We start from the raw sequence: 15,454 nt of genomic DNA, 5'->3' as shown, positions 1-15,454 counted from the left end.
TTTTGTTTTTATACTGACTAACATTTCAACTTTATGAAAAAGGTATTTCTGATTACCGCCTTAATCTTTTCATCACTTGTTTTATTTGGACAAGAAATCCATCCTGAGAAATATCTTTACGCTATTTCAAAAGGAGATTCACTTTTTGTAGATATTTATGAGCCTTCAAGGCAAGAAAGAAAAGATATAACTGTTTTAGTAATGCATGGAGGCGGATTTATGGGAGGTAGTTTCCGAAATCCTAGAATTGTTGAATTTTGTGAGACTTTGGCTAAAGAAGGCTTTCAAACTGCAAGTATGAGTTATAGACTTACCAGAAAAGATAAAGGATTTGATTGTGATACACCCAAGGCGGATAAAATTCAAACTTTTAGATTTGCTGTTCAAGATATAAACTCTTGCCTTGACTATCTAGACACAGAAGTAGGGATTAAAAGAAATAAGATTGTAATGTTAGGTAGTAGTGCAGGGGCTGAAGCAGTTTTACACGCAGCTTATGGAGTTGATGCACCTACTGTAATGCCTCAATTTGCTGGATTAATTTCATTGGCAGGGGCTATCACACACATTCAAGATATAACTGAAAATAATGCCATTCCAAGTCTATTTTTTCATGGAACTTCAGACAAACTAGTTCCTTATGGTTCTGCCCCTCACCATTTTTGTACAGAAGATAAAAGAGGCTTCCTCATATTATATGGTTCTAAAGCTATTACAGATAAATTAGAAGCTTTAGATAAACCGTTCACTATATATTCTGTAGCTAATGGAGGTCATGAAATCAGCTGGGAGCCTATGACAAATAACATTGAACAAATAAATGAATGGATTGAAAAAGCTATCATTCAAAAAGAAAACCTTCAACAAAGACTCGAAATCGTTAAAAAAGAATAACTTGCCCTCAGATTCATAGTTTCTATTTAAATTGTTTTAAGAACCTATGATTCCAATACCATAAACTATGAGAATTTATATTCTATTTTTTGTATTTCTATTTTTTCAAAATTTATATTCTTTCGCACAAGATGCTCAATTAGGTACTGGCCGTTTGTCATTTTACTCTGATAATGTTCTGGGTTTTAAACTTGGTTTAAATCATTCTTCAATAAAGAGTGATACATACCAATTTGAAGATATTACAGGTTTTCATCTCGGAGGTTATCTAAATGCAAGATTTAATAAAGATATGGCCTTTCTTTTAGAGTTAATGTATTCCCTTGAAGGAGGGAGTTATCAAGGAAATACTATTTTTCATAAAAAGATAGCCTTACCACTTTTACTAAAAATATATTTTTTAGAAACTGTAAATATGCAGTTAGGACCTGCTATAGAATTACCTCTTCCAAATCAAGAAATTGGCATTTCTTCAAATTTAAATGAAGCAGAAAATTTAACCCCGACTGTAGGGCTTTCATTAGGTCTAGGAGTAGATATCAAAGAATATAATTTAACCCTAAGATATAATGTTGGCACTTCCCAGTATTATGAAAGTATTGATGGAGATTTAGGTAGTAAAGTATTGCAACTGTCTATTGGAAAGAACTTTGATTAAACGATGAAACACGACCAATTTTAATATAAAAATTCAGAATAGACATATTTTTTTAAACAAAACAATATTAAACAATGAAAAAATTTATACTCTTAGTCTTAACCTTAGGATTGTTCTCTCAATTTGTGACTTTAGCTCAATCAAATTTACGTTATAAGTTTGTCAAAGGAGAGAAATATTCATTTACTCAGAAGTCTAACCAAGCTATTGATCAGCAAGTAATGGGACAGATCATGTCTATCACTCAAGTTATTGAAGCTGACTATACTATGGAAGTGCTAGAGGTATTACCAACTGGAGGTAAAGTTTCTATGACTTATGATCGTATGAAAATGTCTACAGTTTCTCAAATGGGATCTGTAGTTGTTGATAGTGAGGCAGGGGAAGAAAATTCTAACCCAATGAATAGTGTTTTTAAACTTATGATGAAAAAGCCTTTTACGATTGAATTATCAGATAGAGGTGAAATCACAAAAGTTGAAGGGCTTGAGCAAATCCATGATGCTTTACTTTCTGAGGTTGATGCATCAATGAAAATGCAAATTGAAGGAATGTTAAAGCAATCATTTGGAGAAAAAACGATAAAAGATAGTTTTAAATCTGCTTTGGTTTCATTCCCCGAGAATGCTGTAAGTGTAGGTGATACTTGGTCTGAACAAATGGATGATATTACAAATATACCAGGTATTGTTGATGTTACTTGGACTTATACATCTGCTGAACAGTTGAATGCGAAGGTTGTGTATTCACCCGCTGCTGAACCGAAGTCATTAAATGGTGCTCAGGTAAGTAAACTTGAAGGAACAGCTACTTATGAAGCTATTCTTAATAAAAATAACTGGGCTAAAAAGTTTATTAACAAGCAAGATTTATCTATGGAAATCAGTGCACAAGGTGTTACTATTCCAATGACTATTGAGTCTGAAACAACAATCACATTACTTGATTAGAGCTAGTCTACTACTCAGTTAAGTAAAAAGCCTGTATATTAAATACAGGCTTTTTTTATTTTTTAAATACTTGATGAGGGTTTCATTAAAAAAAGTCGCCATAATTCATTTATCTTTCTCGGCATAAAAAATACCAAGTAACAGATAGCCATAATAAATGTTGAAAGTGCTAGACTAAATAATGTTCCTCCATCAGATTGACCATCCCATTCTACTACAATTCCTAATGGTGTAAATAGGTGAGAAGCTAACGCTCCAAACATTAAACCTATAACCATTATTATACCGTGAAGCTTAGTCTTGGGTATAAAGATTAAGACTGATGCCACAAGTTCGAGAGTCCCCACCATTATTCGTCCAAATGGTTCTGCTCCAAGGGTAGAGAAAATATATACAGATTCTGCGTGTCCAGTAAATTTGAAGAATAAAGTTTGAAGTAGAATTATAGCAATCGCTATTCGTAAAAGAAGATCGAGAATTTTCATAAGCAATGATGGTTAATACTATTTCAATTTAGTATTTCTAGAATCATAACCAATAAATAGATTCAATTACGACTAAACTACTATGTATTAACTTATTACTTCAATAAATCTTTAATTTGATTTTCTATTACTTGTTTATTGTTTTTCCAAGTGTAATAAGGCAGGGGGAAGACATCTATTCCTGCTCTTTTCAATATTTTATAATAACTACTCGGGAAACTTTCTGAAAATGCACCCGGATAACCTATCAAATCAATACAAATACATTTTTCTTTATGAACAAATACCAAGTCTAATTCTATACCTGCGATGATGTAAGATGAGTGAATAGTCTTAATCCCTAGATTTGTCAGCATTTCTTTTGTTTCCTCCCAAAACTGATCGGTTTCATTGTTCTCAATGGAATGAGTATTTACTTCTGAGATAGACCTAAGGTATTTTGTCATTAGGTGTTTTTCATTTAATGAATTTAGATCTAAAGAATGCACAATATGTTGTTCAGCTCTAGCTCTTGTAATCGATACATTGAATACATCTTCTTTGTTTAAATGAATAAAAGCTGAAGGATGTGTTTTTTGATCTAAACAAAATGAAAGGAACATTATATCTTTTTCTTCCCCTTGAAAGGAGTGAGGTGTTCCAACAACTATTTTATGGCGTTGAATATCTTTAGACTGAAACTCTTTAAGAATTCTTTTTTGTATATAATTAATCTGTTCCCTAAAAGGAGAAAGTACTCCTATTGATTGACAAATCTCAAAAGGAAGATCAGCTTCATTTTCAATGATTTTTTCTATTTTCTCAAATATGAAATCTACCTCAACTTTATTGTATCCTGATTTTACTCTTTTACCATCTAGTGGATGTATTTGTACCGATTGTTGACCTTCATTCAGAGGTGAATTAGTCATAATCGCTAAACCATTTGAGTAGAAATTTTGGTTACTAAACTCAATTATAGAAGGTTGAGAACGGTAATGCTCATTAAGAAAAATAGTTTGATCTTGAGAGGTTAATTGGTTATTCAAAAGCTCTAAACTACTGAGATTTCGAAAATCAAAAGTAGACACTTCATGATCTTTTAACTCATAATTGTTCGCTAAATAAGATTGCTTGCTCCCCGAGAGAAAAGAAATATGCTGTAACTGGTTTGAGTCTCCACAAATAACTACCTTTTTAGCTCTTTGGAGTACGGGCAGAATACTAGCAATATCGGTTTGGCTTGCTTCATCTATAATTACAAGATCAAATAAGTCTTTACTTAATGGAAGCATTGTACTTACTTCATTAATACTAGAAATCCAGATTGGAAAAGGTTTCTGTAGTTTTGAAAAGTTGATTTGATCGAAAAATTCTTCTTTGCGAGTAAAAGTCCTTGCTATTATTCCAGAATGAAAGTTTTTAATAATCTTTCGTTGATTTTTTAATGTAGCATATTGCCACATCATAGATTTCATTCGAATAAATTTTCGGATGGTATCATTCTTCTCTTCTGATAGTTTTTCTAAACGAGAAGCCTGAGTCCAAAGGTGCTTGTTTCGGAGAAGAAAATTTAAATAAATCAGTTTGAGTTTATCGAGTAGATTTTTCTCTTCTGTGGCATCTAATTCACCTCTTTGTTCCTCACGTAGGGAATTCTTTTTAAAAAGTGTCTCGGTCTGATCTAACTTTTTGCTCAAATCTTCAAGTTGGATATAAACCGAATCAAGTTCGTGTTTTTCTACTTCATCTATTCCTACTCCTCTCAATAAGTCTCTAAGATGACTTTTCAGACTTTTTTTGGAATCACGATCAGCACCTCCACGAACAATGACATTTTCAAGTTCAAAGTCATTTGATATCTTACTTTCAATTACATCTAAAGCTTGATGATTGGAAGCAACAACTAGTACTGACTTATCATGAAGTGCATAATTAGATGCTAAAGCAGAAATTGTAAAAGATTTGCCAGTGCCAGGAGGGCCTTGAATAAGTGTTGAGGTAAATCGATCAACAGCCTTAAAAATCTGTTCTTGAGCTTTACTCAGTATCACAGGGACAAGCGAATCTACTTTATTATCATTCTCAGGATAAGGTTTACAACCTTCTAAAAATTCAATTAAAGGTTCAGAATACTCATTGGAGGAAGCTAATTCTTCTAATTCGTTTAAAACGCCAAGAGTTGAAGATGACTTTTTTAAGATACAAACCCCTACAGATGGCCATATTTTAGGATTATCGGCTTCTTCTTGTTTTTGTTTAAATTCTTTCTTGTTTAAGGTTTTAGGATAAAGAAGTAATTCCTTGGTATCTAACTCTGGGAAATATTCAGAAAGAATACTTCGAATTTGGTGTACTTGTTCAACTTCTAGTTGACTACCTTGGCATACATCTGATAACTTTTGAAGTACATCAGCTAGATCAACCTCAGTAGTTTTTAGTAATTGTAATAATGGACTATTTATGATGACTTGTTTTCCTGTAAGACTAACACCTCGCTCTTCATAGTTTATTTCAGAAGGGTATAGTAGGAGAGGGGCAGCAATTTTTTGTTTCTTATTGACGATAAGAATGTCAGCAGTTACAAATAAAGCACAGGTATATAATTCCTTTTCCTTTGAATATGTACTTAAAATGGGTAGAGATTTGTCTAACCAATTCTCAGAAATAGGATAAAATGGAAGTGCTGAATTTAGTAGCTCAGAGTCTGATAAAATTAAAGACTGTTCAGCCTTACTAGAAAAGAAGTTATATAAACTAAGAGCTCGATTATCAGTTTGATAACAAGCTCTTAGATATTTGATTATATGTTGCATTTACTAAAAAAATAGGTTTTTTACTGACTATAAATGGTATAGAATATCACACTATTGAATAATGATAAGTTAAGCTTTACCTAACTTTCTCTTATTCATCAATTCATGTAGTAGCTTAATTTCTTCATTTGATGAGATCATTACAATAGTATCATGGTCATGGATAATTTCCTCATCAGAGGGTAAGTTCATCCATCTGTCTTCAGCTCTAAGCGCTAGAAAAACAGCTCTTTCTAAACCCGATTTCTTCAAATACTCAATAGTGAAATTCCCTGCTCCAGTTGGAATATAAAATTCATCCAAATTGATTTCTCCTAAAGCTCTATTCTTTAAGTTTTCCAGAAAGAAAGAAACACTAGGGTTTACCATTTCTGAAGTCATTCTACTTCCACCTAATTTGTGAGGTAAGATTACTTTATCTGCACCAACTGATTTCAGCTTTGACTTAAAACCACTAGTTTTACACATAGTGATCACTCGAATGATGGGGTTAAGCTGTTTTGCTGAAAGGCTAATCACCAGATTGACATTATCATCATTTGTACAAATGAAGATGCCTTTAGCATTTTCTACACCAAGTTTTTTGAGAAAGTGATCATCTGTTGCATCGCCCTCAATTCCATCGTTTGCACCGTATAAACCATGCATTTTATCGATAACTTCCTCTGAAATATCTGAGAAGCAAAAGTTTTCTTTTACAATATATAATTCATCTGCAATTTGTTGACCAACACGCCCCATACCACAGATGATGTAATGATCTCTTAAATGTTCCATTCGCTTCATGATTTTTTGTTGGGAATAATGCTTTTGGAGATGACCTTCAATTATCAAGCTTGAAAAAGTAGATACCATGTACGTAAAACTTCCAATACCTGCAAAGGCAAGGAGCATTGTAAACAATCGTCCATATAGTACTTTTTCTTGGTCTATGACCTCTTCAAAACCAATTGTAGTAATTGTAACTACAGTCATATAGAGCGCATCATCCCAAGTTGTATCATCTGGCCCAAGTAGCATATATCCCACTGTTCCGATGATAACAATAGTAAAAGCAATCCCAAAAGCCTTAAAAATTCGCTCTTTTATGGTCATCATATTTATCTCTCTCTCCTAAATTATATTTACTTCTGGATTGATTTCAATATTAAATTTTTTGAATACTGATTGTTTTACTTCCTGTGCATAACTCCAAGCCTCTTCTCCTGTAGCCATACCTGTGGCATTTATTAGAACTAATGCTTGTTTTTCATAAGTTCCTACATTCCCAATCACTTTACCTTTCCATCCAGATTGATCGATTAACCAACCCGCAGGTACTTTTACTTCGCTTTCAGATAATACATAACCAGGTATGCTAGGATATTCTTCTTTCAATGATTTATAATCTTCAGTTGAGATTACGGGATTTTTAAAGAATGAACCACAGTTTCCAATATCTTCTGGATTAGGCAGTTTAGAGTTTCTAATAGCAATTACAGTTTCACTAATAGTCTTTGGGCTTAATTCTGAAATTCCTTTTTCTTGAAGCATATTCTCAATTGCACCATAACTTGTATTATAAGCATGATTCGTTTTACGAAGTTTTAAAGTAACACTAGTAATAAAATATTTCCCTTTTAGATGTCTTTTGAATACACTATCACGATATCCGAAACCACAATCGTCTTTGGTGAAAGATTTAATTGTTCCTGTTTCTAATTCAAAAGCTTCAAGGGATTCAAATGTATCTTTCACCTCTACTCCATAAGCACCAATGTTTTGGATAGGAGAGGCTCCCACTGTTCCAGGAATAAGACTAAGATTCTCAATTCCTTGCCAATTATTTTCTACAGTATAAAGAACTAGTTCATGCCAATTTTCCCCACCACCTATTTTCAGCCAAACGAATTCATCATTTTCCTTTTCAACGTCTATTCCCTTTATCTCATTTTTAAGGATGATTCCATTATAATCTTTGGTGAAAAGAACATTACTTCCTCCACCCAAAATCATTATCTGATCTAGTTCAAAGCCCTTATTATCAATAAAATTCTGAAGGCCTCCTATATCTGAGATTCTCAAAAAATAAGAAGTATTTTGTCTTGCTCCGAACGTATTAAATGGGTGAATAGATATATCTTTCTCAATCTGAATCATGATTTTATATTTCGTTTGTTCAAAGTTAATATAAAACCTAATAGAATTGACTTCTATTAGGTTTAACTATAACTAGCTTAGTTGTTACTTCACTATTCTATATAATTATTTGGCAATATCTTTTGCCAATTCTTCTAGGTCAATGTTTCCTAAGTTTCCTGAAGTCATAATCAGAAGGTTTTTGGCATTCCAATTTACTTGATTCAAATGTTCTTTTAATTCATCTGAATTTGTAATCACTTTTAAGTTCGAATGGTCAAATGCATTCGCAACATCTTCCTTTGTGATTTCTTTTAAACCTTTATTAGCGATGATATCAGGATTGAAGAAAACAACAGCTTCTTTAACATTGCCTAAAGCCCCTTTATATTCAGATAAGAAATCCTTATTCAAACTGCTGTATGTATGTAATTCTAGAAGAGCGAAAGTATCTTCTGGAAACTGATTATCGAAAGCTTCAACAGTTGCTTTTACTTTTGATGGAGCATGTGCAAAATCTCTATAAACTCGAGTACTGTCAGAAGAATGTAAATGCTGCATACGCATATGTGCACCTTCAAAACTTGCTATAGCTTCTTTGAAACGGTCTTCTTTTACACCCAATCGTTCGCACACATGACGAGCTACTTCAATATTTTTGAGGTTGTGTTCTCCAAATACTTTAATGGCTGTTTTTCCTTTTCCAAAAGTAAGTTCAGTTGTCCCATTTTTGATCTTGTGTTTAGCTTGATTGTAAGGGATTTTCTCAACATCGAAATAAACTTCTGATTTCTCGATCTGGTCACATAGTTCCTTATCTGTTTCATCATAAAGAATCACACCGCCTTTAGGTGTACTCTCAATAAATCTTTTGAACTGATGTACATAACCATCATATTCTGGATATACATTAATATGATCCCAAGCAATTCCTGTAACTACACCAATATGTTGATGATAATGAATGAACTTAGGATTAGGGTCTAGGGCAGACGACAAATATTCATCGCCTTCAACGATAAGAATAGGAGCCTCTTTGGTTAGTTTAAATGAACTTTTAAGTCCTTTTACTTTTGCACCTATCAAATAATCAGCATCTATATTCCAATAATTCAGTACATGAACAATCATTGAAGAAACTGTAGTTTTTCCATGACTTCCAGCAATGACTACTCTGTGCTTAAATTTCGAATTCTCGTAAATATATTCAGGGTAAGAATATATATTAAGACCTAACTCTTGTGCTTTTTTGAGTTCAGGATTGTCAGCTTTTGCGTGCATTCCTAAAATAATCGCATCAATGTCTTCTGTGATGATTTCAGGGTTCCAACCTTCTTTTTCGGGTAATAGCCCATTTTCTTTCAATCGACTTTTTGAAGGCTCGAATATCAGATCATCTGATCCACTCACTTCATATCCCTTTTCTTTTAGTGCAATTGCCATATTATGCATTACACTACCACCAATCGCAATCAAATGAACTCTCATAAATGTTACTTATTAAAGTGAGAATGGAAATTAAAAATTACAACAGCGAATCAAACATATAGTAAATTCACTTCATAAAGATGAACTTGAAAATAACATCATTATCATTTCAAAAAATCGTGATATAATGATTTTAAGCACCCAGAGTGTAAAATAAAACAAATTTCTAAAAAAGAGTCCTAAGGGATATCATAAAAAATGTCTTAAAGTTCATATTTTTGTACCATGAACGAAAAACTACCAGATAGTAATCAAACATTTCCTTCAAGAGCTAATAAGTCTGTCGCCAATGAGTTTGTTGGCGGATTAAAAAGACCATATGATCATGAAATGGAACAAGCTGTTATTGGAGCACTGATGCTTGATAAAGATGCTTTGACCGAAGTGATCGAGGTATTAAAAGTAGAAACATTTGATAAAGAAGCCCATCAATTAATATATAAGAGTATACAAGCCCTTTTTGGACGTTCTGAACCTGTGGATTTATTGACAGTAGTTCATGAATTAAGAAAAGGCGGAGATATAGAGAAAGTAGGAGGTCCTGCATATATTTCGCAGTTGATGAATAAGGTCAGTTCTTCTGCCAATATTATTCATCACTCAAGGATCTTAGTAGAATATGCGATTAAACGTGCACTTATAAATATTTCAAATGAAATCTCAAGAGACTCATACAGTGACTCTGAAGATGTATTTGAAATTCTAGATAAAGCTGAAGCCCGATTATTTGAGGTTTCAGAAATGAATATCCGTAAGAACTACTCAGGAATGCCCGAGGTAATGAATGAAGTTATTCAAGAACTTGAGGCTATGAAAGATCACACGGATGGTTTAACGGGTGTTCCTTCAGGTTTTACTTGGCTAGATAGAGTAACATCAGGTTGGCAGCGTTCCGATTTAATTATTATTGCAGCACGTCCTGCAATGGGTAAAACAGCATTCGTACTTTCTAACCTTAGAAATGCAGCAGTTAAGTTTAATGTTCCTGTAGCTATTTTCTCTCTAGAGATGTCTGCTGCTCAGCTTGTAAAAAGGATGATTTCAGCTGAAGCAGAGCTTGAGAGTGAGAAGTTAAAGACAGGAAAGCTTTCGGACGAAGAGTGGAAGAAATTCATTGATAAAACACCTAAGCTTACAGAGGCTCCAATATTTATTGATGATACACCAGCCTTGTCTGTCTTAGAACTTAGAGCAAAATGTCGAAGACTTAAAGCTCAGCATGATATTCAGATTATTGTAATTGACTACCTCCAGCTTATGAGTGGTGGTTCAGGAACAGCAAAAGGTAACCGTGAACAGGAAATTGCCTTTATATCACGTTCCTTAAAGCAATTAGCAAAAGAATTGAATGTACCTGTAATTGCGCTTTCTCAGCTTTCTCGTGCCGTAGAAACTAGGGGAGGAGACAAAAGACCTCAACTATCCGATCTTCGTGAATCTGGGTCTATTGAGCAGGATGCTGATATGGTATGTTTCCTTTATCGTCCTGAATATTATGATATCACAGAAGACGAAGAAGGTAACTCAGTCTTAGGACTCGGAGAAGTTATTATTGCAAAACACCGTAATGGTGGATTGGAAAATGTTAAACTCCGATTTATTGGTAAGTATACCCGATTTGAGGATTGGGATGGAGATGCCTTTGGTAGTGGTCAAGATGCCGGATTCTCACCATTTGATTCTGTAGCTCCACAAATTCCTGCGGCTAATGAGCCATTCCCTTCATCTATGAATACAATGGATGCTATGGGTATGCCTCCTGAAGCTGATTTTGGAAATGATGCACCTCCAAGTGGTGGTGAAACGATTACGCTAGGCAGTAAAATGAATAACACGGATGAAGATCCTGGCCCTCCGCCATTTTAAATAAAAGATTAGATCAAAGCATATAAAAAAAGGAGTCCATTTGGACTCCTTTTCTTTTCAATAAGAAATAAGACTACTTCTTAGAGTTTTTAATGTCTTGTACCTCAACTCTGATATCTTGAGCTAGTTTTTTAATTTCTTGCATTTTACCTCTAACGCGTGTACCTGCAGCTTGAACGTCGCTGTTGTAGAATTTGTCTGCGTCAGATTTTGTCTCTTCGATTAGTTTAACAAGTTGATCAAATTTTTCCATTACTGTATTATTTAAGCGTTTTATGTGAAACTTCTAATAAGCAAGATAGAAATTCTTGGTTAAATTCTAAACCGCGATTTTAAAAAAATGCCTTTTTTTTTGTAAAAAACAGCGATTTAATGCTTCAATCTATGCAATTATAGAAGTATTAGAAAGGTTTCTATGTAAAAAAATTGAATTTGTACAAAAAAGGAGACATTTACAATGCCTCCTAAGTATAATTATAAAATTATTTTGCCACTTGAGGTTCTGCTGATCTAGCGTATTCGCCACTCTCTAGCTTACCTTTTACTGCTTCGAAAGCAACAATTGTTTCTTCAACATCTTTCAAGCTGTGCATTGCTGTAGGGATAAGACGTAACATGATCACATCTTTAGGAACTACTGGGTATGCAACCACTGAACAGAAAATATTGAAGTTTTCACGAAGGTCCATTGTTAGGTTAGTAGCTTCATTCACTCCACCTTTCAACATTACTGGAGTAACTGGAGATTGAGTCTCACCTAAATCAAAACCTTTCGCTCTTAAGCCATCTTGAAGAGCAGTTGCTACTTCCCAAAGCTTATTCTTCAATTCTGGCATTGATTTCAACATTTCCAAACGCTTCATGTTACCAACAACTAGAGGCATTGGAAGAGTTTTCGCGAAGATTTGAGAACGAGTATTGTATCTCAAGTATTCAATTACTTGCTCATCTGATGAAACAAATGCACCAACACTTGCCATTGATTTAGCGAATGTAGAGAAGTAAATATCTACACCTTCTGTTACTCCTTGCTCTTCTGCTGCACCAGCACCTGTTTCACCAAGTGTACCGAAACCGTGAGCATCATCAATAAGAAGACGGAAGTTATATTTATCTTTAAGCGCAACGATATCTTTCAAATTACCTTGGTCACCTAGCATACCGAATACACCTTCAGTAATTACCAAGATAGCACCACCTGTTTGTGCTGCAATTTTTTCAGCTCTCTGAAGCTGCTTTTCACAGTTATCGATGTTATTGTGAGGGAAAACAAAACGCTTTCCTGGGAACATTCTCAAACCATCAATAATACAAGCGTGGCATTCAGAGTCATAAACTACTACATCTCTACGGTCAAGAAGAGCATCAATCACTGACATGATACCTTGGTAACCGAAGTTAAGGATCATAGTATCTTCTTTACCTACGAAAGCACTAAGCTGAGATTCAAATTCTTCTATCACATTTGAATTACCAGACATCATACGAGCACCCATTGGATAAGCCAATCCCCAATCTGCTGCAGCTTGAGCGTCAGCTTTTCTTACTTCAGGGTGATTCGCTAAACCTAAGTAGTTATTCAAACTCCAAGTAAGTACTTCTTTACCTCTAAATTGCATTCTTGGTGCAATCTCACCTTCTAACTTAGGGAAGGTAAAATATCCATGTGCATATTTCGAGTGACTACCTAGAGGTCCTCTGTCTTGTAAAAGCTTTTCAAATAAGTCCACCTTGTTCTATTTTTATATTAATAATGTCTTATTAAATCTAAGAAACACTCAAATTTACGATGAAACCTTTTTTAATCAAAAGATTCTAACCCATCTAAAGAGTGAAAACATAGGGTAAAACAGTGATTAAACGCTTTTTTTACATCAAAAACTGCAAATAATCATACACTTACCGCTTTCAATTAGTTTTCGTTAATAGAAGTTATTAACAATTGATAACCAACTTACTACACATAACAGCATAACACTAGTTTAGATAGTATTAGTTGGCATTTTATTAAACTTATATCCTTTATTCTTAAAGTATTGTAAAAAACGAGGAAGAACATAATAAAGGTTCTTTTCTGCCTTCAGGCTGTCATGAAAAACAACAATTGAACCCTTTTCAGTGTTTTTAATCGCTGAATCTAAGCACTTTTCTTCATCTAACTTACTTTCGTAGTCCATGGTTAACACATGCCACATAATTATTTCATATTCATCGGTAAGCTGTGTTATTTGTGGATAGGTAATCTGACCATGAGGAGGCCTAAACAGAGGTTTTCCTTTAGGTTGAACGTATTTAGTCATTTCAGATTGACATAGACTTATATTTTCAAAGTAATGATCATTAAGAGTCGTCCAACCCTTTAAGTGATTAAATGTGTGATTCCCTATTGCATGTCCATCATTTAGAACTTTCTTAAAAACATCTGGATGTTTTCTAATATTATCTCCTACACAAAAGAAAGTAGCTTTTGCATTATATTCTTTCAATGTTTTCAAAACCCATTCAGTTACTCTTGGAATAGGCCCGTCATCAAAGGTTAAATAAATTTCTTTTGAGTCAGTTTCTACTTTCCAAGTAAGCTGTGGGTATAATATTTTTCTAAAAAAGTAATTAGTCTTCTTAATCATACTCAGCCTTTATTATTAAAGACAAACTACATACATTTTATGTACTATTAAAAATCAAATAAAAAATATAAAAAATCCCTACATCTTTTTTTATAGATGCAGGGATCATTACGGTCTTTAATAGACTAATTTTGATCGATTAATTAGTAGTTCATACAAGCAAATGAGATGATATTAGCACCCATTTTAAGTGCTTGTTGTCTTATTTCTTCAGGATCTCCATGGACAACTTGATCTTCCCATCCATTCCCTAGATCAGACTCATAAGTATAAAAACAGATAAGTCTTCCCTCATATATTAACCCGAAGCCTTGAGGAGACTTTCCGTCATGTTCATGAATTTTAGGTAATCCATTTGGGAAGTCATATTTCATGTGATATATCGGATGATCGAATGGTAATTCAACAAATTCTAATTCAGGAAAGACCTTTTTCATCTCTATGCGAATGAATTTGTCCAAGCCATAATTGTCATCTATGTGCAAAAAACCACCAGATATCAGATAGTTTCTAAGGTTTTGAGCTTCTATTTCCGAAAGAACGACATTACCGTGACCAGTCATATACACATAAGGATAGGAGAAAAGCTCATTACTTCCGACTTCTACGACCTCTTCTTCTACAGCGATGTTTGTTCCCAAATATGTATTACAATAATCTATAAGATTTGGAAGAGCCGTTTTATTCGCATACCAATCACCGCCTCCATTGTATTTTAGCTTAGCAATTTTATATGCTGAGTTTTGAGCAAAAGAAATTCCTACAGCAGAGAATATAAATAAAGACAATAAAATTAGTGTGCGGATGTATTTCATAAATCTATTGGTTATAAGTTTTTCAAGTGAATAATTTGACAAGAAGCTATTCCTGCAGTTTCTGTTCTAAGTCTTGAATTACCTAAACTAACGGGTTTGACATTGTAAGATTTAGCTAATTCAATTTCTTCAGGTGTAAATCCTCCTTCAGGGCCTACAAAAATGATACTCTCCGTACTTTTTGGTAACTCTTTGAAGAAATGATGTTCAGGGTTTTCAGGAACATAAGCAATAAAACGCTCACTTTCTTGTATATTTTTCAAACATGCTTCAAATGGCTGCAGTTCTGAAATAATTGGTAAATAAGCCTTTTTTGATTGTTTAATTGCAGAAACTAGTATTCTTTCAATTCTATCTACTTTTAGTACTTTTCGTTCTGAATTCTTAGATGTAAAGAATGTGATTTGGTCAATACCAAATTCAGCAGCCTTTTCAACAAAATACTCAATTCTGTCCATATTTTTAGTAGGCGCGATAGCTATATGTACAGAATAACTTTGGTTTTTCTCTTGTTTTTCAACCTTTACAATCTCTAATAAGCATTTTTTAGGGTTAGAATCCGAAATGACAGATTCATAAAAATATCCTTTACCATCGGTAAGTAATACTTCATCTCCATTTTTTAATCTCAAAACCTTGATTGCATGCTTTGAATCATCTTGGTTTAGATGGATTGTTGTTTGCTCTGGAGATAATGATGGTTCATAAAATATTCTCATAGACAATTTTTGTTCTTTCAATTAATAGCCCAAAATTAG

14 protein-coding genes are annotated in these 15,454 nt (G+C 33.7%); 4 read left to right on the top strand and 10 right to left on the bottom strand.

What is annotated here, in order from left to right; genetic code table 11:
- Positions 1–33: 33 nt before the first annotated feature.
- From BC781_RS21630 to BC781_RS21620, 3 genes are all read left to right on the top strand, one after another.
- On the top strand, positions 34–894 hold the full coding sequence (locus tag BC781_RS21630) for an alpha/beta hydrolase (RefSeq protein WP_109621862.1): 861 nt from the start codon (positions 34–36) through the stop codon (positions 892–894).
- A gap of 67 nt (positions 895–961) precedes the next feature.
- Positions 962–1,552, top strand: a complete 591-nt coding sequence (locus BC781_RS21625) for a porin family protein (RefSeq protein ID WP_109621860.1) — start codon at positions 962–964, stop codon at positions 1,550–1,552.
- A 74-nt stretch (positions 1,553–1,626) separates the two neighbouring features.
- Complete coding sequence (locus BC781_RS21620) at positions 1,627–2,502, top strand: DUF6263 family protein (protein ID WP_109621858.1); 876 nt, start codon at positions 1,627–1,629, stop codon at positions 2,500–2,502.
- Between the two features lie 62 nt (positions 2,503–2,564).
- Here BC781_RS21620 and BC781_RS21615 read toward each other — a convergent pair whose 3' ends face one another.
- The 5 genes from BC781_RS21615 to BC781_RS21595 form a co-directional block, all read right to left on the bottom strand.
- A complete protein-coding gene (locus BC781_RS21615) occupies positions 2,565–2,987 on the bottom strand; it encodes a DoxX family protein (protein ID WP_109621856.1) in 423 nt (140 codons plus the stop codon).
- Between the two features lie 95 nt (positions 2,988–3,082).
- Positions 3,083–5,782 carry a DEAD/DEAH box helicase gene (locus BC781_RS21610; protein ID WP_109621854.1) on the bottom strand — a complete coding sequence of 900 codons (2,700 nt, stop codon included), beginning with the start codon at positions 5,780–5,782 and terminating at the stop codon, positions 3,083–3,085.
- A 69-nt stretch (positions 5,783–5,851) separates the two neighbouring features.
- Positions 5,852–6,880 carry a potassium channel family protein gene (locus tag BC781_RS21605; protein WP_109621852.1) on the bottom strand — a complete coding sequence of 343 codons (1,029 nt, stop codon included), beginning with the start codon at positions 6,878–6,880 and terminating at the stop codon, positions 5,852–5,854.
- Between the two features lie 15 nt (positions 6,881–6,895).
- On the bottom strand, positions 6,896–7,921 hold the full coding sequence (murB, locus tag BC781_RS21600) for a UDP-N-acetylmuramate dehydrogenase (protein WP_317047249.1): 1,026 nt from the start codon (positions 7,919–7,921) through the stop codon (positions 6,896–6,898).
- Between the two features lie 105 nt (positions 7,922–8,026).
- Positions 8,027–9,388 carry a UDP-N-acetylmuramate--L-alanine ligase gene (locus BC781_RS21595; RefSeq protein ID WP_109621850.1) on the bottom strand — a complete coding sequence of 454 codons (1,362 nt, stop codon included), beginning with the start codon at positions 9,386–9,388 and terminating at the stop codon, positions 8,027–8,029.
- Between the two features lie 225 nt (positions 9,389–9,613).
- Between BC781_RS21595 and dnaB the strand changes: the two genes are divergently transcribed.
- Positions 9,614–11,254: a replicative DNA helicase gene (dnaB, locus tag BC781_RS21590; protein WP_109621848.1), complete on the top strand. Its 1,641-nt coding sequence runs from the start codon at positions 9,614–9,616 to the stop codon at positions 11,252–11,254.
- Positions 11,255–11,327: 73 nt separating this feature from the next.
- On the opposite strand, the gene BC781_RS21585 is transcribed toward dnaB, so the two are convergent.
- The 5 genes from BC781_RS21585 to BC781_RS21565 all read right to left on the bottom strand — a co-directional run bounded on the left by BC781_RS21585 (position 11,328) and on the right by BC781_RS21565 (position 15,415).
- A complete protein-coding gene (locus BC781_RS21585; protein ID WP_109621846.1) occupies positions 11,328–11,507 on the bottom strand; it encodes a histone H1 in 180 nt (59 codons plus the stop codon).
- A 229-nt stretch (positions 11,508–11,736) separates the two neighbouring features.
- On the bottom strand, positions 11,737–12,984 hold the full coding sequence (locus BC781_RS21580) for an aminotransferase class I/II-fold pyridoxal phosphate-dependent enzyme (protein ID WP_109621844.1): 1,248 nt from the start codon (positions 12,982–12,984) through the stop codon (positions 11,737–11,739).
- Between the two features lie 252 nt (positions 12,985–13,236).
- Complete coding sequence (locus BC781_RS21575) at positions 13,237–13,881, bottom strand: polysaccharide deacetylase family protein (RefSeq protein ID WP_109621842.1); 645 nt, start codon at positions 13,879–13,881, stop codon at positions 13,237–13,239.
- 143 nt (positions 13,882–14,024) lie between these two features.
- The gene (locus tag BC781_RS21570; protein WP_109621953.1) at positions 14,025–14,696 is read right to left on the bottom strand and encodes a DUF4159 domain-containing protein; all 672 of its coding nucleotides are present in this window, start codon (positions 14,694–14,696) and stop codon (positions 14,025–14,027) included.
- Between the two features lie 11 nt (positions 14,697–14,707).
- On the bottom strand, positions 14,708–15,415 hold the full coding sequence (locus BC781_RS21565) for a 16S rRNA (uracil(1498)-N(3))-methyltransferase (protein WP_109621840.1): 708 nt from the start codon (positions 15,413–15,415) through the stop codon (positions 14,708–14,710).
- Positions 15,416–15,454: the final 39 nt, after the last annotated feature.

Source organism: Sediminitomix flava, assembly GCF_003149185.1.
GTDB lineage: Bacteria > Bacteroidota > Bacteroidia > Cytophagales > Flammeovirgaceae > Sediminitomix > Sediminitomix flava.
Note: the sequence above shows the minus strand (reverse complement) of the source record. Positions and strands in the feature narration are given on the sequence as shown.